General features: G+C 63.5%; 16 protein-coding genes and 1 other RNA gene. 15 read left to right on the top strand and 2 right to left on the bottom strand.

Features of this window, described 5'->3' with window-relative positions; all coding sequences use genetic code 11:
- Positions 1-11: 11 nt before the first annotated feature.
- Positions 12-446 carry a hypothetical protein gene (locus tag BL8807_RS11575; RefSeq protein WP_072725547.1) on the bottom strand — a complete coding sequence of 145 codons (435 nt, stop codon included), beginning with the start codon at positions 444-446 and terminating at the stop codon, positions 12-14.
- On the opposite strand from BL8807_RS11575, the gene BL8807_RS11570 reads away from it, so the two are divergent.
- Positions 429-1031 carry a regulatory protein RecX gene (locus BL8807_RS11570; protein ID WP_083570199.1) on the top strand — a complete coding sequence of 201 codons (603 nt, stop codon included), beginning with the start codon at positions 429-431 and terminating at the stop codon, positions 1029-1031. The genes BL8807_RS11575 and BL8807_RS11570 overlap by 18 nt on opposite strands.
- 372 nt (positions 1032-1403) lie before the next feature.
- A complete protein-coding gene (locus tag BL8807_RS11565) occupies positions 1404-2390 on the top strand; it encodes a CTP synthase (protein WP_226847380.1) in 987 nt (328 codons plus the stop codon).
- Positions 2391-2939: 549 nt separating this feature from the next.
- Here BL8807_RS11565 and rnpB read toward each other — a convergent pair.
- Positions 2940-3309, bottom strand: an RNA gene (gene rnpB / locus BL8807_RS11560) — RNase P RNA component class A.
- 177 nt (positions 3310-3486) lie between these two features.
- Between rnpB and hpf the strand changes: the two genes are divergently transcribed.
- The 13 genes from hpf (at position 3487) to BL8807_RS11495 (ending at position 21718) form a co-directional block, all read left to right on the top strand.
- Complete coding sequence (gene hpf / locus BL8807_RS11555) at positions 3487-4140, top strand: ribosome hibernation-promoting factor, HPF/YfiA family (RefSeq protein WP_072725545.1); 654 nt, start codon at positions 3487-3489, stop codon at positions 4138-4140.
- Positions 4141-4327: 187 nt separating this feature from the next.
- Positions 4328-7249 carry a preprotein translocase subunit SecA gene (gene secA / locus BL8807_RS11550; protein WP_072725543.1) on the top strand — a complete coding sequence of 974 codons (2922 nt, stop codon included), beginning with the start codon at positions 4328-4330 and terminating at the stop codon, positions 7247-7249.
- Positions 7250-7608: 359 nt separating this feature from the next.
- Positions 7609-8658: an anthranilate phosphoribosyltransferase gene (gene trpD / locus BL8807_RS11545; RefSeq protein ID WP_072725540.1), complete on the top strand. Its 1050-nt coding sequence runs from the start codon at positions 7609-7611 to the stop codon at positions 8656-8658.
- A 318-nt stretch (positions 8659-8976) separates the two neighbouring features.
- Positions 8977-9951: a sugar kinase gene (locus tag BL8807_RS11540; protein ID WP_072725538.1), complete on the top strand. Its 975-nt coding sequence runs from the start codon at positions 8977-8979 to the stop codon at positions 9949-9951.
- Positions 9952-10000: 49 nt separating this feature from the next.
- A complete protein-coding gene (eda, locus tag BL8807_RS11535) occupies positions 10001-10654 on the top strand; it encodes a bifunctional 4-hydroxy-2-oxoglutarate aldolase/2-dehydro-3-deoxy-phosphogluconate aldolase (protein WP_072725536.1) in 654 nt (217 codons plus the stop codon).
- Between the two features lie 196 nt (positions 10655-10850).
- Complete coding sequence (locus tag BL8807_RS11530; RefSeq protein WP_072725534.1) at positions 10851-11855, top strand: LacI family DNA-binding transcriptional regulator; 1005 nt, start codon at positions 10851-10853, stop codon at positions 11853-11855.
- A gap of 222 nt (positions 11856-12077) precedes the next feature.
- On the top strand, positions 12078-13373 hold the full coding sequence (locus tag BL8807_RS11525; protein WP_072725532.1) for an ABC transporter substrate-binding protein: 1296 nt from the start codon (positions 12078-12080) through the stop codon (positions 13371-13373).
- 171 nt (positions 13374-13544) lie between these two features.
- On the top strand, positions 13545-14501 hold the full coding sequence (locus BL8807_RS11520) for a carbohydrate ABC transporter permease (protein WP_083570198.1): 957 nt from the start codon (positions 13545-13547) through the stop codon (positions 14499-14501).
- A gap of 5 nt (positions 14502-14506) precedes the next feature.
- A complete protein-coding gene (locus tag BL8807_RS11515) occupies positions 14507-15421 on the top strand; it encodes a carbohydrate ABC transporter permease (RefSeq protein ID WP_083570197.1) in 915 nt (304 codons plus the stop codon).
- 142 nt (positions 15422-15563) lie between these two features.
- Positions 15564-16274 carry a DUF624 domain-containing protein gene (locus BL8807_RS11510; RefSeq protein ID WP_072725528.1) on the top strand — a complete coding sequence of 237 codons (711 nt, stop codon included), beginning with the start codon at positions 15564-15566 and terminating at the stop codon, positions 16272-16274.
- 106 nt (positions 16275-16380) lie between these two features.
- A complete protein-coding gene (locus BL8807_RS11505) occupies positions 16381-18468 on the top strand; it encodes a glycosyl hydrolase 115 family protein (protein ID WP_072725526.1) in 2088 nt (695 codons plus the stop codon).
- Positions 18469-18526: 58 nt separating this feature from the next.
- On the top strand, positions 18527-20098 hold the full coding sequence (locus BL8807_RS11500) for a glycosyl hydrolase family 28 protein (protein ID WP_072725524.1): 1572 nt from the start codon (positions 18527-18529) through the stop codon (positions 20096-20098).
- Positions 20099-20272: 174 nt separating this feature from the next.
- On the top strand, positions 20273-21718 hold the full coding sequence (locus tag BL8807_RS11495; RefSeq protein WP_083570194.1) for a tagaturonate reductase: 1446 nt from the start codon (positions 20273-20275) through the stop codon (positions 21716-21718).
- Positions 21719-21795 lie beyond the last annotated feature (77 nt).

Raw genomic sequence — 21795 nt, 5'->3', positions numbered from 1 at the left:
ATTCACACTCTTCACGGAGGTGGGTTCGCATGATTGGCGCGGAAGCGTTTCTGGCTGAGCATGGCGTGGCGATTCCGGTATCCGAAGCGGACGTCGCCCGCCATGCCCAGACCGGCCGTCGCCCTGCTGGCGACCGCGTCCTGTCCGACAGACCCGCCTCGGTCGACAGTTCCGTCTCGACCGGCCGTCGCACAGGCGGCTGCGTTGTGGATGGCGGTCGTGTCTTGGAGGACGGCCATGTTTTGGCCGATGGTTCCGTCTCGGCCGACGTTCGTGTTGTGTCCGACAGTGGTGCCGTGGACGGTGGTCGTGTCATGGCTGATGATCCCGTCTTGGTCGATTGTTCCGTTTCGTCCGGCCGTCGAAACATCTGCACTGTGGATGGCGGTCGTGTCGTTGTTGATGGTTCCGCTTTGACTGATCGTCGTATGTCGGCTGACCGTCATGCGTCGACTAGCCGTCACTCGTCGACCGGCCGCCATGGCTTTGCCGAGCCTCTCACCTGTGCCGATTCGGGTGTGCGGAGACATTCGGCGCGCCCGTCCGTCGCGTGCGCCGGCGACGAGGTGGACGGACTGGATCTCGATGCCTGCCGCGAGGCGGCATTGCGTCTGCTCGACGCGGCTCCCCGCGCGTCGGGTGCGTTGCGTACCCGCCTGCTTGACAAGGGATACGCGGACGGAATCGTCGACGAGGTCATCGAACGGCTCACCCGCGTGCAGCTGCTTGACGACGAAGCCTATGCCCAGTCGGCGGTGCGTTACTGTGCGGGCCGTATGATGGGCCGGCGGGGCACCATGATGGAGCTGGTCCGCAAAGGCGTAAGCCGCTCCATGGCCGAGCATGTCTGCGCCGAAGCCGAATCCAGCGGCGTGTTCGAGGAATCGGCATGGGAATTGGGACGTTCCGTCGCACGTAAAACCCGCGGTTTCGAACCACAAACACGCAAACGCCGCTTCTGGAGCGCAGGGGGTCGCAAAGGCCACAATCCGGAAACCCTACGCGCCGTAGCCGCCGAACTCTTCACCTGAACCGCACAACCCTAATGCGTCCTTCTCTGCCATCAACCGTCGGAGGGTCTGGACGCTGCACATGGCAGGTGTCTCTCGTCGCCATCATCCGGCGGATGGCCATGGCCGACGCATATGGCGGACTGGAACGTCGTGGATTTCGCAGTTCGACGGACCTTGTGCGAAATCCACGACGTTCGACGTCCCTCAAACGTCGTCGATTTCGCACACCCTTCGTTGAACTGCGAAGTTTACGACATTGGATGTGAGGGATGGTGACGCACCACTATCGTCAACCAGGATGAGGCCGGTTGCGACTCGACGGAGAGGATGCGCGCAAAGGGACGTTGTGGTTGCGGTTCATCACAACTATTCGGATAAAGAGGTCTGAACATGAACGAGCTGTTTGCGGATGCCGAAAAGGCCGGACGGTGCGTCGTCGGAGAGGACGACACGACGCGTGCGAAACTCAGGCGCCGGGTGAAGTCGGGCGAGGCGGTGTGCCCGTATCGCACCCTATATGCGCGTGCTGAATATTGGAACGGGCTTAACGCGGTGGAGAAGACGCAGCATGTCGTAGCCTCGTTGGCGAGGCGGCATACCCAGTGGGTCTTCGCCGGTTTGAGCGCTGCGGCGATGTTGGGAATCGACCATTCCTGGTCCCTTCATGATGATGGCGCGGTGACTATAGCCACGCAAGGGTCCTGCCATAGCGTCAAAGGATATCGAAAGCTGCGACGCATATATATGCCATCGATTCCCACACAGGAAGTCCTGTACCGCGGGCAGAAGATTCATGTCACCACCGTGGCGCGCACGTTGGTCGACTGCGGATTATCGATGCCTTTCATGTTCGCGTTGGCGTTGTTCGATTCCGCATTCCGCCGCCAGCTGGTCACGGAAGACGAGATAGTGGCGGTATGCGACGGCAAGAAGGATGCGTGCGGACCGGTGTTCCGTTTGTTGCATTATGCCGATCCGCTCAGCGAAAACGGTGGGGAGTCGTTGTGCAGGGCGGTGATTATCGAGGAGGGGTTTGCGATTCCCGAGCTGCAGCATGTGTTCGTGGATCCGGATAATCCCATAAACCAGTATCGTGTGGATTACGTGTGGCATTGTCCGGATGGGAGAATCGTCGTTCTGGAATACGACGGCGTGCGCAAGTACGTAGACGGCTCGATGACGCGGGACAGAACCGTCGCTGAGCTGGTCTCCAATGAACGCTCTCGGGAGATGGGGTTGCGACGGGCGGGAGTCCATGAGATTGTGCGTGTGTTTCACCATGAGGTGGTCGATCGGACATCACTGGTGATGAAACTTGAGCGGGCGGAGGTTCCGCACGCGGATATGCGGTATTCGTTGTACGAGCGTCAGGCATAGGTTTCATCACCGTTGAAAGGGCGACGCGTGGACGGTCCGAACGATCCACACCTGCCGTGATGCAGGTGGCCAAGCCGAGGACTGAGGTGGCGTAGAGCTCGAAGTTTCGACCCGTGTGTCTGAACATGTGATGCCGGCGAGGCTGGAACGTCGTGGATTTCGCAGTTCGACGGACCTTGTGCGAAATCCACGACGTTCGGCGTCCCTCAAACGTCGCAAATTTCGCACACCCTTCGTTGAACTGCGAAGTCGACGACGTTTCGAGGTGGTTGGCCGCGTCTGGTCGGAAAGCGCCGTATGCGGGTGGAGACGGTTGAGCGTGACGCGCGTGGGTGGAGGAGGGGCTGGGCATGGTGCGCGTGGGTGGAGATGGGTGGATATGGCTGGAAGAGGGGTGGATATGGATGGAGGAGGAGTGATTGGGGCCGTGCGGCGGGATTTGTTGGGATGGGTCTGCGGCGGTATGGGCGAGGTTGGAGGTGATTGGGATGATACGCGGCGGGTTCGTTGCGGATATGTCCCGCCGGCAAAAGCGTGGGATGGGGGAGGAAAGTGAGACCTCTTATACCCCGGGTTCTGTCACGCGCGCCGAAACGCGCGCGGATGGCCATCCATCTCGACCTGACGTCGCCGTCAGGCTCTAGCAGCCTACCCGATGACACGGGCGAGCAGCCCTTGCCGTCATCTGCTTGGCCTTGCTCCCGATGAGGCTTGCCATGCGGTCCCTGTTACCAGGTCCCCGGTGGTCTCTTACACCGCCGTTTCACCCTTACCCGTCGAGGACGGGCGGTCTGTTCTCTGTTGCGCTATCTCTCAGGTCGCCCTGGGCGGACGTTATCCGCCATCGTGCTCTGTGGAGCCCGGAAGTTCCTCAGCCGATCCCAATGAAGATCACGGCCGCGGCCATCAAGAGGTCTCAAATGCACAACTATACCAGTGGATAGGGAATATCGACGCGCCATGATCTTTGGGAAAACTTCCCGCGCGTTTTCCCGTCGTTCGCGCATCGGTTGGGTACAATGGGGCGTACCCGAGCGGTGATGACGCTGTTCGGAACACATATAGCGGGCAACCGCTTGAGTCAAGGGAGGTCCACATGGAAATCGTCGTTACCGGACGCCACACGCAGATCAAGCAAAGGTTCCGTGATGTCGTCGAAAGCAAGATGAATCGTGTGACCGCTATCGCCCCCGACGCCCAGCGCGCGCAGATCGTGCTGACGCATGAGGGCAACCCCCGTCAGGCGGATACCGCCAAGCGGGTGGAAATCACCATCATCGCCGGTCGTACCGTGGTGCGCGCCGAGGCTTCCAGCACCGATGAGTTCAGCGCGCTGGATATGGCTTTGGACAAGCTGACCCTGCGTCTGCGCCGCACGCGCGACCGCCGCAAGGACCATCGTCGCGGATACTCGAATCCGCTGCCGGTCGATTTGGGCGAGGTCGCTCCCGTCGCGGTGGAAGAGCCGGAGGAGGAGCCGAACAACAGCCCGGAGGCCGCCGTCGCCTCGGATCTCGGTCCGGGCGAGTCGGTGGAGGTCCAGGTTGGGGACACGCCGATCGTCATCCGCCGCAAGCTGCATATCGCGGAGCCGATGAGCATCGACGAGGCGCTGTATGAGATGGAGCTTATCGGACATGACTTCTTCCTGTTCGTGAACAAGGAGACCAACCGTCCGTCCGTGGTGTACCACCGTCACGGCTGGAGCTACGGCGTGTTCGAGATCGACACTCCGGAGAACATTCAGTAAGACGCTCCGTCGATAGTCTGATCGCTGGCCCGCAGTCCCGTTTGGGATTGCGGGCTTTTCGTTGTGGCAGCACGGCTGGCCGTCGGATATGCACAAAGTTGCGTAATTTGGTCGAAGTGAGGTCGTGTCATGGAGGAAACGCGACTATGCTCGGTAACGGTCCACACGAACGACAGAGGAGTGACACGTGGTAGACATTGTTGACAAAGCCCTGCGCATGGGCGAAGGCCGACAGATCAAGAAGCTTGAGAACGTGGCGAAGGCCACCAACGCGTTGGAGGAGGAGATCTCCGCGCTCTCCGACGAGGAGCTCAAGGCCCAGACCGCGAAGTTCAAGGAACAGGTCGACAACGGCAAGAAGCTGGACGACATCATGCCCGAGGCCTTCGCCACCGTGCGCGAGGTGTCCAAGCGCACGCTCGGCCAGCGTCACTTCGACGTGCAGCTGATGGGCGGCGCCGCCCTGCACTGGGGCAACATCGCCGAAATGAAAACCGGTGAAGGCAAGACGCTGGTCGCCACCCTGCCGAGCTACCTCAACGCGCTCGAGGGCAAGGGCGTGCACGTGGTCACCGTCAACGACTATCTCGCCAGCTACCAGAGCGAGCTCATGGGCCGCATCTACCGCTTCCTCGGCCTGAACGTCGGCTGCATCATCACCGACCAGAAGCCGCCGGAGCGCCGCAAGCAGTACAACGCCGACATCACCTACGGCACCAACAACGAATTCGGCTTCGACTATCTGCGCGACAACATGGCGTGGGAGAAGGGCGACCTGGTGCAGCGCGGCCACCACTACGCCATCGTCGACGAGGTCGACTCCATCCTCATCGACGAGGCCCGCACCCCGTTGATCATCTCCGGCCCGGCCGAAGGCGACGTGACCCGCTGGTACCGCCAGTTCGCGCGTCTCGTCGTCAAGCTGGTGCGCGACGAGGACTACGAGGTCGACGAGAAGAAGAAGGTCGTCGGCATCCTCGATCCGGGCATCACCAAGATCGAGGACTTCCTTGGCATCGACAACCTGTACGAGCCGGCCAACACCGCGCTGATCGGCTATCTCAACAACGCGATCAAGGCCAAGGAGCTCTTCCTGCGCGACCGCGACTACGTGGTGACCCACGGCGAGGTGCTCATCGTCGACGAGCACACCGGCCGCATCCTGCCGGGCCGCCGCTACAACGAGGGCCTGCACCAGGCCATCGAAGCGAAGGAAGGCGTGGAGGTCAAGGCCGAGAACCAGACCTTCGCCACCATCACCCTGCAGAACTACTTCCGTATGTACGACAAGCTCGCCGGCATGACCGGTACCGCCGAAACCGAGGCGGCCGAGTTCATGAGCACCTACAAGCTGGGCGTGCTGCCGATCCCCACCAACCGCCCGATGATCCGCAAGGACCAGGACGACTTCATCTTCCGCACCAAGAAGGAGAAGCTCGCCGCCATCATCAAGGACGTGGCCGGACGCCACGCCAAGGGCCAGCCGGTGCTGCTCGGCACCGCCTCCGTGGAAAGCTCCGAGATCGTCTCCTCGCTGCTCGACGTGGCGAAGATCCCGCATCAGGTGCTCAACGCCAAGCAGCATGAGAAGGAGGCCGCGGTCGTCGCGGTCGCCGGACGCAAGGGCGCCGTCACCGTGGCCACCAACATGGCCGGCCGCGGTACCGACATCATGCTCGGCGGCAACGTCGAGTTCCTCGCGGACGCCAAGCTCAAGGCCGAGGGCTACTCGCCCGAGGACACTCCGGAGGAGTACGAGAAGCGTTGGCCGGGCACCCTCAACGAGGTCAAGGCCCAGGTCAAGGACGAGCATGAGGAGGTCACCGAACTCGGCGGCCTGTACGTGCTCGGCACCGAACGCCACGAATCCCGCCGTATCGACAACCAGCTGCGCGGCCGTTCCGGCCGTCAGGGAGATCCGGGCGAGTCCCGCTTCTACCTGTCGCTGGAAGACGACCTGATGCGTCTGTTCAACACCCAGCTGGTGGCCCAGGTCATGGCCAAGGGCATGCCGGAGGGCGAGCCGATCCACGCCAAGTCCGTCACCAAGGGCGTGCGCACCGCGCAGAAGGCCCGCGAGTCGCAGAACTTCGAGATCCGCAAGAACGTGCTCAAGTACGACGACGTGATGAACAAGCAGCGCACGGTGATCTACGCCGAGCGTCAGGCCGTGCTCAAGGGCGAGGATATCCATGGCGATATCGAGCGCTTCATCAGCGAAACCGTCGAATCCTACGTGCGCGGCGCCAACAAGGGCTCCGACAAGCCGGCCGATTGGGATTGGGAAGGCCTGTTCAAGGCCCTCGCCGCCGTGATCCCCACCAAGGTGGAGATGGACGACGCCAAGGAGGCCGTGGGCAAGCTCAAGGGCGACAAGGCCGTCGAGGCCGTGCGCGATCTGATCGTGGACGACGCCAAGGAGCAGTACGCCAAGTTCGAGGAACTGCTCGGCGAAGAGGGACTGCGCCAGCTGGAGCGCCGCGTGGTGCTCGCCGTGCTCGACCGCAAGTGGCGCGAGCACCTTTACGAGATGGACTACCTCAAGGACGGCATCGGCTTGCGCGGCATGGGCCAGCGCGACCCGCTGGTCGAATACCAGCGCGAGGGCTTCCAGATGTACAACTCCATGGTCGAGGCCATCAAGGAGGAAAGCGTCCAGCTGCTCTTCCATGTGGATGTCCAGCAGGTCGCCAAAACCGAGGACCTCACCTCCGAGAAGGACGAGGACGCCGCCGTCGAGGCCACCGAGGCCGCGCTGGGCATCGAATCCGCCGGCGAAGGCATCGAGGCCGCCGAAGTCTCTTCCGAGTCCGATGAATCGGAGGCCGAGTCCGGCGAAGCGACCGAAGGCGAGTCGGCCGAGGCCGTCGAAGAGGGCGATGAGGCGGACGACGTGACCCGCGACGAGAACGGCAATCCCGTGATCGTCGGTCCCGCGCCGATCAGCCACGCCGAAGGCAAGGTGCCCGCCAACAAGCGCCCGAAGAGCGAGGAGCTCAAGACCCCGTGGGCCGACGGCAAGACCTATCCCGGCACCGGCAAGAACGCCGAATGCCCGTGCGGTTCCGGCCGTAAGTACAAGATGTGCCACGGCCAGAACGAAGAGTGAGCCGCCGGCGATGCCAAAGGCATCGCCATAAGCGGCTCACCCGAGGAGCGGAAAGCCTAGTGGGCTTTCCGCGACGAAGGCATCCTTATGACGTGCCGACCGCATCATCGTGCTGCATGACGGGCGTGTCGAAGTGGCTTTCCGCGACGAAGGCATCCTTATGACATAACGTCATTCGGACGAGCGTAATCGACGTGAAAGGGAGCCGACCTGATGGTCGGCTCCCTTTCACGCATTCGGGACGATCCATGCAGGGCGAGACCATCCGTGATACGGACGTGCCGACTGGCGATAACGCAAGGCGATTACAATGGCGGACGGAACACAACAACGACGTGGCATGCGTCAAGGAGGGCATCATGGCCGAAATCACTTGGAAGTCGATCCTCACGAAACTGGTTGGGGGCAACCATCTGACCGCCGAGGAATCCGAGTGGTTCGTCGACGATCTGATGCGGGGCAACGCCGATCCGGCGGCCGTGGGCGCCGTGCTCGCCACCCAGCAGCAGCTGGGGCTGACCGCCGACGAGGTGCGCGGCGCGGCGAAGGCGATGGTCGCGCACGCGGTGCCTCTGCATGTGTCGGGGGAGACCACCGACATCGTCGGCACCGGCGGCGACGGCGCGGCCACCGTGAACCTGTCCACCATGGCGTCGGTCGTCGCGGCCTCCACCGGTGTGAAGATCGTCAAGCACGGCAACCGCGCGGCCTCATCCAAAAGCGGCGCGGCCGACTGCCTCGAGGCGCTGGGTCTGCCGCTGGAGCTCGATCCCCAGGCCGTGGGGGAGATCGCCGATGAGGTGGGCATCACCTTCGCGTTCGCCAAAACCTTCCATCCGGCCATGCGGTTCGTCGGACCGATCCGCGCAGCGCTCGGCGTGCCCTGCGTGTTCAACGTGCTCGGTCCGCTGACGAATCCGGCCACGCCGAAGCATATGGCCATCGGCTGCGCCAACCGCGCCATGAGTCCGATCATGGCGGCCGTCTATGCGGCCAATGGCCAGAGCGGCATGGTGTACACCTCGCAGGAGGGTCTTGACGAGCTCGCCCCGACCGGCCCCGTCTCCGTGTGGGAGTTCAAGGACGGGCAGGTGAGCGAAACCGAATTCGATCCGATCGGGGAACTGGGACTGGCCAAGGTCTCCCTCGACGATCTTCGCGGCGGAGAGCCGGAATACAACGCCCAGGCCGCGCGTGACTTCTTCGCCGGCAAGGATGTGCCGTTCCGGACCACCGCGCTGTTGAACGCCGCCTCCGCCATCGTGGCCGATGGTCGTCAGGTGCCGGCCGACGCCTCGCTCGCCGAGCGTTTCAAGGTGGCCTACGGCATCGCCGAACAGGCCGTCGACTCCGGCAAGGCCGAGGCGTTGCTGAACAAGTGGATCGAGGCGGCCAAGGCGCGCGCATAGAACGGTTCTCAATAACGTTCGTGCGACCCTGAATTTGGGCGCAAACGAACATCGCGGGCGGAGTTTCGTTGAAACTCCGCCCTTTTCGTGTTCTCGCATCCGAAACGCCATGTTCGTTTCATGTGCGGAAAAGTCGCACGGGGCGGCCGCTCCATGACGGCCGTGCGACCCCGACCATGGAAACCCTTGGCAACATCTTCCTCCCCGCCGCATTCGGTGCTGTAGCCTGAACGCATCAATCAACAACCGGACGGCCCTGCTCGCCAGGGTCTAGGTCAGTGCGCTCTGATGCCGGTTGCCGGTACGGAAGAGGCAAAGATGACAACGGCGAATGGTGTCAAACCGGGCAAGGTGCTGCTGGTCGGCGAGCCCATGGGATTGTTCTCCGCCAACCAGGAAGGGCCGCTCAGCGAGGTGGGTGTGTGGGCCGCTTCGGTGGCCGGCGCCGAGCTCAATGTGGCGATCGGCTTGAAAAGGCTTGGTCAGGACCCGCTGTATATGACCAAAATCGGCGACGATCCTTTGGGCGAGCGCATCATGGCGTTTCTGAGCGCCAATGGTTTGGACACCTCGCTGGTGCGGGTGGACGGCGGACACCACACCGGTTTCATGATGAAGTCCCGCGTGAGCGAAGGCGATCCGAAAACCTTCTATTACCGTAAAGATTCGGCGGCTTCGACGCTTGACGCCGACGACGTGGAGAAGCTTGATTGGACCGGCATCTCCCTGACCCATATCACCGGCATCCTTCCGCCGCTGAGCGATTCCACGTTGGAGGCCGCCTATGCGCTGGTCGACCAGTCCCGGGCGCACGGCGCGTTCGTCAGCTTCGACCCGAACCTGCGTCCCGCCCTGTGGAAGAGCGAGGACGTGATGAAGTCCACGCTGCGTCGGCTGGCCGCGCGCGCCGATCTGGTGATGCCGGGCATCGGCGAAGGGCAGGTGCTGTTCGGAGCGAGCACCGTGGAGGACACCGCCAAGGCGTTTCTGGACAACGGCGCGAAAATCGTCATCGTCAAGGACGGTCCCCGAGGCGCCTACGCGTCCGACGGGTCGGTCGAGATCCGTGTGCCGGGCTTCGTCGTCGACCATGTGGTCGACACCGTCGGAGCCGGCGACGGTTTCGCCGCCGGAGTGCTGTCCTCGCTGTTGGAGGGTGGATCCCTCGCCGACAGTATGGAACGCGGATGCGCGTTGGGCGCCATCCAGACGCAGCAGGTTTCGGACAACGAGGGGCTGCCCACGCCCGATCAGCTCGCGGCGTTCACCGCCGGCCATCGGCGGGCCTTCTGAGGCCACGTCGTCACGCGAATCGATACGGAAAAGGAAAGGACATCGAATCATGAGCATCGCACGAACCAATGAGGAGACCATCGCCTACCTCGGCGAGCTGGGCATCGTGCCGTTGGTCACCCTGCATTCCGTCGAGGAGGCCGTGCCGCTGGCCCGCGCCCTTGAGGAGGGTGGCGTGCCTGTCGCGGAGGTCACCTTCCGTTCCCCGTATGCGATCGAGGGAATGAAGGCGATCGCCGCCGAAGTGCCCGGCGTCACGCTGGTGGCCGGCACCGTGCACGACGTCGACCAGGCCAAGGCCGCCGTCGAGGCCGGATGCGTCGGGTTGGTGACCCCCAGTTTCGACGAGGCCGTGGTCGATTGGGCCCTCGCGAACGATGTGCTGGTGCTGCCCGGCACCGCCGTGCCCTCCGATGTGGAGAAGGCCTACGACCGTGGTCTCAGGCATGTCAAGTTCTTCCCCGCCGAGGCCTATGGGGGAGTCAAGACGTTGAAGGCGTTGAATGGCCCGTTCGCCGATGTGAGGTTCCTGCCCACCGGTGGTGTGAGCCTCGCCAACGCGCGGGATTATCTGTCGCTGGAGAACGTGTTCGCCATCGGCGGTTCCTTCCCTGTGCCGTCGGAGGCCCAGAAGTCCCATGATTGGGCCGCCGTCGTCCAGGCGTGCAAGGATTCCCGCGCCGTGGTGGAACAGGTCCGCTGAGGCGGTTTTCTCATACGCGGTTTCGGCCGCGCCGCGCTGGCTTGTTTCGCGTGGCGCGGCCGAAACTCGTTGTGGGGAGATTTGAAGCCGAGTGTCGGTGCAACACGGCGTGGAATCGTTTGCATTTTGTTTCAATAATCCTTACACTGGATTTCGGCATTGCGGTTGACCGAGAAGATTATGGAAACGAGATGCAATGAGTGACGCAACGATTCAGGATGTGGCGCAGGCGGCGGGGGTGTCCGCCGCCACGGTGTCCAGGGCCTTGAACAACGGTTCGGTGAAGCAGGCGACGCGCGACCGCGTGCGCAAGGCCGCCGACAGGCTTGGGTATAAGCCGAACGCCGCGGCACGCGATCTGATCGCGGGGAAAAGCGGCAAGGGGAATATCGCGGTGTTCGTCACTGACGTCGGCAATTTCTATTTCACCGATCTGTTCAAAGGCCTGTTCGCGCAGGCTCAGTCTCTGGGATATCGTCTGTTCGTGGCCGATCTCGAGCTGACCAACGATGTGGAGCGGACCGTCGGCGATGTGGTGTCCAGCTGCGAAGGGCAGGTGGTGGTGTCCCCGCGTATTTCGGACACGCTGATCCGCCGCTTGTTCCCCCAGCGCAACACCGTGCTGGCGAACCGTCAGATCGAGGGGTATACGGATGTCTGCATCGACGACCGTTCGGGTATCATGCAGGCGGTGCGCCACCTCGCTTCGCTGGGGCATAAACGCATCGCCTATATCTCCGGGCTGTCGCATTCGTGGAGCAACCGCGCCCGTATCGATGCGGTTTCGCGGGGATGCGAGGAATTCGGCGTTGAATGCGTGGCCATCGGGCCCTTCGAGCCCACCTACGGCGGCGGTGTGAACGCGGGCGATGCGCTGATGCTGGAGGAGGGCGTCACCGCGGTGATCGCGTTCAACGACCTGGTGGCCTCCGGCGTGGTTTCGCGCCTCGTTGAACGGGGATTGTCCATTCCGGAGGATATCAGCGTGATGGGCATCGATGATTCCGTGCTGTCGCGCGCCTCCCGTCCGCAGATGACCACAATCGATGTGCGGCAGGAACGTATGGGTTCCCAGGCCGTGCGGTTGTTGGCGGAGCTGTTGGACGCCGAGCGCGAGGGCGTCGAATTCGAGCCGGTGTCGCATATGATTCCGGAAATTCTGATCACAAGGGATTCCACTGCTGCGGCGCGTATTTCATAAGCAAAAGCACTTAAAAACATTGAAATGCCGGCGTTTGTCGGCATTTTTTATAAAGAAAAATGGAATCGTTTACAGAAAACACGCGGAAGAAAGTGGAATTAAAATGAAAGTGTGTGTATAGTGTTTCATACAACGAACATCACCACGGTGGTGTGTTCGGGAACCGCTCCGACCAACAACCGCACGGAGTGGTTCCACCAGCCAAACAAGAAAGGTCGTTCGATGAAGAACATCAAGAAGATCCTCGCCGGCGCCACCGCCGTGGCAACCCTGATGGCCATGGCCGCCTGCGGGTCCTCCAATGAGTCCGGCGACGCAAGCGACTCGCAGAACCTGACCATCGCCTGGTGGGGCAACCAGGACCGCAACGAAAAGCAGGACGCGATCGACAAGGCGTTCGAGGCCGCGAACGAGGGCGTGAGCATCGACGGCCAGCCCTCCGAATGGAGCGACTACTGGCAGAAGCTGTCGACCTCGGCCGCCGGCGACAGCATGCCCGACGTGATCGCCATGGACTACTCCTACTTCAACGAGTACGTGGAGAACGGCCTGATCATCCCGCTCGACGAATACATCGAGGACGGCACCATCGACACCACCAATATCGATGAATCCATTCTCGCCTCCGGCCAGAAGGACGGCTCCCAGTACCTGATCTCCTCCGGCTCGTCCTCGCCGGCCATGATCTACAACAAGACCCTGCTCGACGAGGCCGGCATCGAAATGCCCGAGGAGATGGACCTCGACGAATTCAAGGCCCTCGCCAAGGAGGTCTACGAGAAGACCGGCGTGAAAACCAACTTCCGCTACTACGAGGCCTCCGAGCTGCTCGAGTACGTGATGCGCGGCGAAGGCAAGACCCTGTTCGAGGACGAGGGTCTGGGCGTGACCGCCGAGGATGTGGAGCCCTACTTCGACGTCTATGAGGAGGGCATCAACGAGGGCTGGCATATCAGCCCCGAGGTGTTCGCCGAGATCACGGCCGGCTCCGTCGACCAGGATCCGGTGGTCTACGGCTCCGATCCGTCCTCCATGTCGTGGGTGTCCTTCAAGTTCACTTCGCAGATGCCCGCCATGCAGGCCCTGACCGATGACGATCTGGCGCTCGCCCCGTGGCCGGCCGCCGACGTGACCGCGGCCAACTACATCAAGCCGGGCCAGTTCTGGGCCATCTCCAAGTCCTGCGAGAACCCGCAGCTCGCCGCCGAGTTCATCAACTACTACACCAACAACGAGGATGCGGTCACGACCATGGGCACCGACCGAGGCCTGCCCGTCTCCTCCGCGATGATGACCGTTCTGGAAGAGCAGCTGAGCGCCGACGAGCAGGAGATCGCGACCTTCCTCAACGATGTGGTGACGCCGAACTCGTCGGCCATCAACCCGCCGTCCCCGGCCGCCGCCTCCACCGTCAACTCCCAGACCCTTCCCGAAATCGAGGAGAACATCCTCTACGGCGCAATCACCGCCAAGGACGCCGCGGCGACCTTCGTGGAAGAGGCCAACGGCGCCTACTAAACCGGCCGACCGCAAGGATCCGACGGTTCGATCATCTTCGATGTGGCCTGCGGCGAACACGGCCTCAGGCCACATCGACCACCAACCATCCAACATATGTAACCGTGGCCAGCATTGGCCATACGGGGGAGAGGCCTCGCTGACCGATCCCAAGCAAGAGAAAGGTTTGCTATGTCTCAGGCATCTGCTGTTCCCGGTCGCCGTTTGGGCGAGGCGGGCGTGCAGTTCAAGAAGCAAGGCAGATTCGCGCGGTTCATGACCTTGGAGAGGACCTCCGGCGTGGTGTGCGCGTTGCCGTTCATCATCGGTTTCCTCGTGTTCCTTCTGGTGCCGATCCTCCTGTCGTTCTACTACACGCTCACCGACTATTCGATCATCGGCGAGGCGAAGTTCATCGGCATACAGAACTACCTCGATATGTTCTCGGACGACAAGTTCTTCAAGTCGTTGGGCGTGACCTTCTTCTACGCGCTGGTCTCCACCCCGCTGCGACTCGTGTTCGCCCTGTTCGTGGCCATGCTGCTTCTGAAGAACTCCAAGGTCTCCGGCTTCTACCGCGCGGCCTACTATCTGCCCTCGATCCTGGGCGGCTCGGTGGCCGTGGCGATCCTGTGGAAGCAGATGTTCGCAGCGGACGGCGTGGTCAACCAGGTGCTCGGCATGTTCGGCCTGGAGACCGACTTCGCGTGGCTGGGCAACGAGTCCACCGCCATCTGGACCCTGATCATCCTGGGCGTATGGCAGTTCGGCTCGTCCATGCTGATCTTCCTGGCCTCCCTCAAGCAGATCCCGACCGAATTGTACGAGGCCGCGAGCGTGGACGGCGCCTCGAAGGCCCGCCAGTTCTGGAAGATCACCCTGCCGCTGCTGACCCCGACCATCTTCTTCAACCTGGTCATGCAGTCGATCAACGGCTTCCTGGCGTTCACCCAGTGCTACATCATCACCCAAGGCAAGCCGCGCAACTCGACCCTGTTCTACATGGTCTACATGTACGACGAGTCCTTCACCCGCCACCACGCCGGCTACGGCGCGGCCCTGGCCTGGGTCATGCTGCTGATCGTGGGCCTGTACACCGGGTTCCTGTTCCTTACCAAGCGTTTCTGGGTCTATGACGAGGAGGCCTGACCGATATGACAACCGCGACCCTCAACCCCACCCCCGCTCATAAGGCCGATGTGCCCGTGCATGCGTCCCGCGAGACCAACTGGCGTCATATCGCCGGCCGCGTGGTCTACCACGTGTTCGTCATGGCGTTCGCCCTGCTGATGATCTACCCGATCATCTGGATGGTGTTCTCCGCGTTCAAGCCCACCGACACGGTGTTCGCCACCGCGGGCCAGCTCATCCCCACCGAATGGACGCTGGACAACTTCGTCAACGGCCTCAAGGGCTTCATGGGCACCGGATTCGTCCGCTTCATGGGCAACTCCCTGCTCATCGCCGTGATCGCCACCGCCGGCACCATCGCCAGCTCCGCCATCACCGCGTACGCGCTGAGCCGGCTGAGGTTCCCCGGACGCAGGATCCTGTTCGTCGCGATGCTCGTCTCCATGATGCTGCCCGCGCAGGTGCTCATGGTCCCGCAGTACATCTGGTACCAGAAGCTCGGCTGGACGGACAGCTACCTGCCGCTGATTGTGCCCTACTGCTTCGCGATCCAGGGATTCTTCATCTACCTGATCATGAACTTCATCGACGGAATCCCGCGCTCGCTCGACGAGGCCGCGAAGATCGACGGATGCTCCTACTACGGCATCTTCTTCCGCGTGATCGTCCCGCTGATCACCCCGGCCGTGGTCACGGGCTGCATCTTCAGCTTCATGTGGCGGTGGGACGACTTCCTCTCGGCCCTGCTGTACGTGAACAAGACCGAATGGTATCCCGTGTCCCTGGCGCTCAAGCTGTTCTCCGACCCGTCCTCGGGCTCGGACTACGGCGCCATGTTCGCCATGGCCTCGATCTCCATCCTGCCGTCCGTGCTGATCTTCCTGTTCTTCCAGAAGCATCTGGTCCAGGGCGTGGCCACCTCCGGCCTCAAGGGCTGACCGGCAGGCATCCCGAGCCTTTTCCGTGGGCGGGTCTCCTCCTTTCCCGCCCACGGAAGACCCCCTCCCCGCATCGTGCGGACCCGGCTTGTCCCGCCCGTCCCTTTCCGTTCGTCTCACTGTTTCAGGCATGGTGATTCCTATGGCATTGAACCTGTATGGTCTGTTCTACGGCGGCTCGTCCCACGAGTCGGACCGCCAGCGCGATCCCAAAGGCGTCGCGCTGCTCCTCTGCGTGGTCAAATGGCACTGGTCCCGGCTGGTCGGCCTCAACCTGCTGTTCCTGCTCACCTGCGTCCCCGTCGTGACGATCCCCTGCGCCATGGCCTCCATGAGCCGCGTGGCGGGACTGCTGGTCCGGCGCAAGGTCTGCTATCCCGTCCACGACTACCTCACGACGTTCCGCACGGAGTGGAAACGCTCCACACTGGCCGGATGGGCCATGCTGCTCGTGCTGGCCGCCGCGCTTCTCGGCGTGTGGTTCTACCCGCGCGTCCACCCCGGCACGCCGGGCATGATGGCGGCCGGCCTACTGCTGGTCGTGGCCGTCCTGGACGCGTGCGCCATGATGTATCTCTTCCCGATGGTCGCCTTCACCGATCTGCCGGTCGGCAAACTCCTGGCCAACAGCGTGCTGCTGCTGTCCGTGCGCCTGCCCCAGAGCCTGCTCGCCCTCGCGGCCACGCTCGCCCTGATAGCGCTCAGCTGGGCGGGGCAGCTCGCCACCGTGTGGGTGATGCCCCTGATCGGGTTCAGCCTGATCGGCCTGATCGGCGTCCACACCGCCTGGCCCGCGCTGCGACGCCACGTCATCGTCGACGACCCCGACCCCGCGGCGGCCAAGACCGCCTGAACAAGACCGTCGTGCCCGGAATCGAAGCCTGAGCGAAACCGGGCACGGCTTTCACCTCCGACTCAGGCACCCGCTTCCACCACCCTTGTGCAAGGAGTGTTCCGACATGAAACTTGACGCCACCACCCTCATCGATGTGAGCGACCGCTCCGACGCGGTGCGCGCCGCCGCCGAGGATCTGCGCCGCGACCTCGCCACAGTGTGTTCGGACGCGTCCGCGACCCGCACGGAGGCCTCCCGCATCGTGTGCGACTGTGATGCCTCGCTTGCCGACGGCATGTTCCGCGTCGCCGCGGGCGCGGCCGAACTGCGCGTCAGCGCCGGCGATGAACTCGGATTCGTCTACGGCCTGTACCATATCAGCCGCGAACTGTTGGGCGTGCCGAATCTGTGGTTCTGGATGGACTGGCGTCCAGGCCGGGTGGGGGCGGTCGAAGTGCAGGACGGCTACGCCTATGCGTCGAAGCCGTTCGCGGTCGCCGAACGAGGATGGTTCGTCAACGACGAAGTGCTACTGATGGGATGGCAACTGGAGAACGATCCCGACCTGCCGTGGCAGATGGTGTTCGAGGCGCTGCTGCGCTGCGGCGGCAATATGGTCATCCCCGGCACCGGCAACAACGCCGCGCATCATGCGTGCGCCGCCGCCAAACGCGGGCTGCGCATCGCCCAACACCATGCGGAGCCGTTGGGGGCGCGGCTGTTCTCCTCCGCCTATCCCGAACTCAACCCCTCATGGGACGAGCATAAGGACCTGTTCATCGGATTGTGGCGCGAATCGATCGAATCACGGCGCGGCCAGCATGTGATCTGGAACGTCGGCTTCCGAGGCCAAGGCGACACCCCGTTCTGGCACAGCGATCCGTCCTACGACACCGACGCCAAACGCGGCGCGCTGATGAGCGAGATCATCGGCATCCAACGACGGATGGTGCTCGAGGCCGACGCCCAGGCGCGCTGCTGCGTGTACCTGTACGGCGAAACCTTGGAGTTGTACCGCAAAGGCGTGCTCGATCTGCCGGACGACGTGATCACCATCTGGTCCGACAACGGCTTCGGACGTATGGTCACCCGCCGTCAGAACAACCACAATCCGCGCATCGACGCGATGCCCGACCCGACCTACCAGGGCGCCCAAGGCATCTACTACCATGCGAGCTTCTACGATCTGCAGGCCGCCAACCACATCACCACATTACCCAACCAACCGGCCCATATCGTGCGCGAACTCGGCACGGTGCTCGCCCGAGGCGGCAGAGATTTCTGGATCGTCAACTCGTCGAACGTCAAGCCACACGCCTACTACCTCGACCTGATCGCCACGCTCTGGCGCGAAGGCGTGCCCGCGCGGGAGACCCCCACCGACACCGATTGCGCGCGGAATACCATCGACCCGGCCTGCCAACGCCTCGTCGACCGCCATATGGAGACGTTCACGACGACGTATTACGGCGCGCGCGACGCCGAGGCGGTGGGACGCGCGTACCGCGAATACTTCGACGCGGCCGTGCCGTTCGGCGCGCGATGGGACGAGCATGCGGCCGAGCAGTACTTCAACCATTGCCCGCGCATGCTGATCACCCAGTTCATGCGCGCACGCGGCGAAACCTGCGAGGATATGCTCTGGGCCACCGGAGACGAGTCTTTCGGCGAACAGATCGAAACCGTCGACCAGATCGCCGTACGCGGCGCCGAACGATACGGCGCGCTCGTCACCCGCAACACCCTGGCGGCGGGCGTCATGGACGAACCGGCGGCAAGATTGTTCGAGGATTCCATCGCCCTGCATGCACGGGTCTACGCGCATTGCTGCAAAGGCGCCCATCTGGTGTGCAAGGCGTTGCGCCGGGGACTGGACGGAGACTGGCAGCACGCGTTCTGGTACGCGGGTCTGGCCCGACGGGAATACCGTAAGGCGCGCCTGGCCATGCTGAGCCGCGAGCACGGCGTATGGCAGGGCTTCTACGCCAACGAATGCCTGACCGACATCGCGCAAAGCGCGTGGGTGATCTCCGGTCTGATGGCGTTCCTGCGCACCATGGGCGACGGCCCCCATTTCTACCAGTGGCAGCGCGACTTCATCTACAGCCGCGAGGAGGCGAAGATCACCACGCTGCTCAATCTGGAGAACCATCTGACCGACGACGAGCTGTTCGAAGCCATGCTGGTCAAATGGGAGGACCGCATCGTCTAGACGGCGGACGGCACGCACGCGATGGACGATGAAGGATGCCAATAAGGAGACGACGACCATGCCCGACGGATTCGACATGTTCGACGCATGCGCCACCGCCACCACGCTGACCCTGTTCTGGGACAAGCCCGAGCGGGCCGACCGTGGCACCGTGTACACGCTGTTCGTCGACGGCGTGCCCGCGGCCCGCGTCGCACGGACCTTCGCCACCATCGAAGGGCTCGCTCCCGATCGCCGTTACCACGTGGAGCTGCGCGCATGCTTTCCCGAAGGGGCGAGCGCGATCCGACTCGCCGGGGGAAGCTTCCGCACGGAGGCCGTCAAACGCGACATCGACGTGTCTCGCCCGCCATACAACGCCGTGGGCGACGGCGTGACGATGAACACGCGGGCCATCCAACAGGCGCTCGACGATTGCGACGCCTCCAGCCGTGTCGTCATACCCGCAGGCGTGTTCCTCACCGGGGCCCTCACCATGCATTCGGAAAGCGAACTGCATGTGAAGGCCGGGGGAACGCTGCAGGGAAGCGTCGACCCAAGCGATTACGAGCCGCGCGTATGGAGCCGCTTCGAAGGCGTGGAGCGCGAATGCTATGCGAGCCTGGTCAATGTCGGCGTGCTTGACCATACGGCCGGATGCACCACCCATGATGTGCGGCTGTCGGGGGAGGGGACGATTCGCGGCGGCGGCGCCCGGCTGATGCGCGCCACCATCGACCGCGAACGCGTGCGTATGGGCGGAGAGCTCGACGACATGGCCGACTACATCGCCGCATGCGAGAACGAGGACACCGTTCCGGCACGCGTCAGGGGTCGTCTGATTTCCATTTGCAACGCCGAGCGCGTCGAGCTTGCCGGACTGGTTTTCGAGGACGGGTCCAGCTGGAACATCCACTGCGTCTATTCGCGTCATATCGTCACCCATGGGGCGACGATCCGCTCGTCCGGCGTGTGGAACGGCGACGGATGGGATCCCGATTCCAGCGAGGACTGCGTGCTGTTCGACACGACGTTCGACACCGGCGACGATATGGTGGCCATCAAATCCGGCAAGAATCCGGAAGGCAACCGCATCAACCGGCCCACGCGCCGCGTGCGGATATTCTCATGCTCCGCCCTCGGTGGCCATGGCATCGCCATAGGTTCGGAGATTTCGGGCGGCGTCGAGGACGTGCGCATCTGGGACGTCGACCTCGCGCGCTCGCGGTACGGCATCCATATCAAGGCCACCGCCAAACGCGGCGGATACGTGCGCGACGTCAGCGTGCGCGACTCGACCGTCGCGGCGGTCACCATCCATTCGGTCTCCTACAACGACGACGGCGAAAGCGGGCCGGGCCAGCCGTATTTCGAGCGTTTCCGGTTCGAACGGCTGCACGCGCTCGGACGCTATTGGGGCGAGACCGCGGACGACGTGTATCCCAGCACGGCCGTGCTGGTCAAAGGATTCGACAAGCCCGGCCATGAGGCCCGCGACATCGTGTTCAAAGACGTGACGTTGGGCGGCGTGGATGGCGGCTGCGGACGCGTCGAACTGTGCGACTGCGCCGGAGTGGTGTTCGACCGCGTCGACGCCGCCGCCAATCCCGTCGCCGACCCCAGCCGTCCGTTCAAGGCCGCCGTGTCTTGACGGACGGCTGAGCTGCGCCGCCGGCCTTTGCAATCCATGGCAACATGTTGACGGGCCCGACTCGTTTCGCCGTAGCCTTGAGGGCATCAATCCCAAGCCGGGAACCCACGTGGGTGTGGCGTATCGGTTTGGGATCCGACCTGATTGGACGCCACAGCGAAACGAGGAACTCATATGGAACCCATCAATGCCGGCATGGCTCTCGAACGCGGACTGACCACGGCGCGGGCGGCGGACCGTCCGATCAGGGTGGTCCAGTTCGGCGAAGGCAATTTCCTGCGTGCGTTCGTGGACTGGATCATCCAGCGGCTGAACGACGAGGGGCTGTTCGACGGCAATGTCGCGATCGTCCAACCGTTGGAGCACGGGCGCGTCAAGGAGCTCGAGGCGCAGGACCGCCTGTACACGGTGATGCTCGAAGGCCTCAAGGACGGCCGGGAGGTCCGCAGCCGCGAGCTGATCGACTCCATCGGCGCCACCGTCGACATGTATGAGGATTGGGAAGGCTATCTCGCCTTGGCGGACAACCCCGACCTGAAAATCGTCGTCTCCAACACCACCGAGGCGGGCATCGCGCTCAGCGACGAGGACGCGCCGGACGCCAAGCCGCCGAAAAGCTATCCGGCCAAACTGGCGCAACTGCTCAAGCGCCGCTACGACCAGGGCCTCGACGGACTGCTGATCATACCCTGCGAGCTGATCGAGGACAACGGCCCGGCTCTGAAGCGCTGCCTGACGGACACCGCCCGCCGCTTCGGCTGGAGCGAGGATTTCGTCGACTGGCTCGAGCGCGAGAACACTTTCGTCTCCACGCTGGTCGACCGCATCGTCCCGGGATATCCGCGCGACAACGCCGAAGCGCTGTGGGAGGAGCTCGGCTACCGCGACGACAACATGGTCAAAGCCGAACCCTTCGCCCTGTGGGTGATCGCCGGCGACGCCGAGGCCCAAGCCACGGTGGAGCGGCTGCTGCCGGCGAAACGGCTCGGCATCGATCTGGTGACCTGCGACCAGGTGCGTCCCTATCGCGAACGCAAGGTGTTCCTGCTCAACGGCCCTCACACCACCATGGCCCAGGTCGCGCGACTGGCGGGCCTTGGCTCCGTGGGCGAGGTCATGGACGACGACGAGCTGCGCTCCTTCATCGAACGCGAGATGCGCGAGGAGATCATCCCCGTGCTGACCCTGCCCGAGGATGAGCTCGAAGGCTTCGCCGACGCCGTGCTCGAACGGTTCCGCAACCCCTTCGTCAAACATTCGCTCGACTCCATCGCCTTGAATTCCGTGGCGAAGTTCACCGCGCGCCTGCTGCCCATCGTGCACCGCAACGTGGAACAGGGTCGTGGCGTGCCCCGTCGCATCGCTCTCGCCCTCGCCGCCCTGATCGCCTCCTACGCGCGGCTGGCCCCGGTCGAGGTCGCCGTCGCCGATGTCGATGACGTCACGACGCGCCTGGCGGGCGTGACCGCCGAAAGGGACTCCGTCGTCCGGGCGCTCGCCGACACGACCCTGTGGGGCGAGGATCTCACCGCCATCGACGGATTGGCGGATCTGGTCGCCGACGACGTCGAGACGATCGCCGCGGGAGGCATCAGAACCCTGGTCGCGCCATTGGCGTGAGCCGACGCGCGGGCCTCAGGCCGCATGGGTGGCCCAAAGCCGCGTATTCGAACAACGTGGAACCCGTTTCGTCATGC

This window comes from Bifidobacterium lemurum (assembly GCF_014898175.1).
In the GTDB taxonomy this organism is placed as follows: Bacteria; Actinomycetota; Actinomycetes; order Actinomycetales; family Bifidobacteriaceae; genus Bifidobacterium; species Bifidobacterium lemurum.
The sequence above is the reverse complement of the archived record's forward strand: the minus strand, read 5'-3'. Positions and strand labels throughout refer to the sequence as shown.

Coding starts and splice junctions, on each gene's coding strand:
- BL8807_RS11570 (WP_083570199.1), top strand. CDS start 429: ATGTCGGCTGACCGTCATGCGTCGACTAGCCGTCACTCGTCGACCGGC.
- BL8807_RS11575 (WP_072725547.1), bottom strand. CDS start 446: ATGACGGTCAGCCGACATACGACGATCAGTCAAAGCGGAACCATCAAC.
- BL8807_RS11565 (WP_226847380.1), top strand. CDS start 1,404: ATGAACGAGCTGTTTGCGGATGCCGAAAAGGCCGGACGGTGCGTCGTC.
- hpf (WP_072725545.1), top strand. CDS start 3,487: ATGGAAATCGTCGTTACCGGACGCCACACGCAGATCAAGCAAAGGTTC.
- trpD (WP_072725540.1), top strand. CDS start 7,609: ATGGCCGAAATCACTTGGAAGTCGATCCTCACGAAACTGGTTGGGGGC.
- BL8807_RS11540 (WP_072725538.1), top strand. CDS start 8,977: ATGACAACGGCGAATGGTGTCAAACCGGGCAAGGTGCTGCTGGTCGGC.
- eda (WP_072725536.1), top strand. CDS start 10,001: ATGAGCATCGCACGAACCAATGAGGAGACCATCGCCTACCTCGGCGAG.
- BL8807_RS11530 (WP_072725534.1), top strand. CDS start 10,851: ATGAGTGACGCAACGATTCAGGATGTGGCGCAGGCGGCGGGGGTGTCC.
- BL8807_RS11525 (WP_072725532.1), top strand. CDS start 12,078: ATGAAGAACATCAAGAAGATCCTCGCCGGCGCCACCGCCGTGGCAACC.
- BL8807_RS11520 (WP_083570198.1), top strand. CDS start 13,545: ATGTCTCAGGCATCTGCTGTTCCCGGTCGCCGTTTGGGCGAGGCGGGC.
- BL8807_RS11515 (WP_083570197.1), top strand. CDS start 14,507: ATGACAACCGCGACCCTCAACCCCACCCCCGCTCATAAGGCCGATGTG.
- BL8807_RS11510 (WP_072725528.1), top strand. CDS start 15,564: ATGGCATTGAACCTGTATGGTCTGTTCTACGGCGGCTCGTCCCACGAG.
- BL8807_RS11505 (WP_072725526.1), top strand. CDS start 16,381: ATGAAACTTGACGCCACCACCCTCATCGATGTGAGCGACCGCTCCGAC.
- BL8807_RS11500 (WP_072725524.1), top strand. CDS start 18,527: ATGCCCGACGGATTCGACATGTTCGACGCATGCGCCACCGCCACCACG.
- BL8807_RS11495 (WP_083570194.1), top strand. CDS start 20,273: ATGGAACCCATCAATGCCGGCATGGCTCTCGAACGCGGACTGACCACG.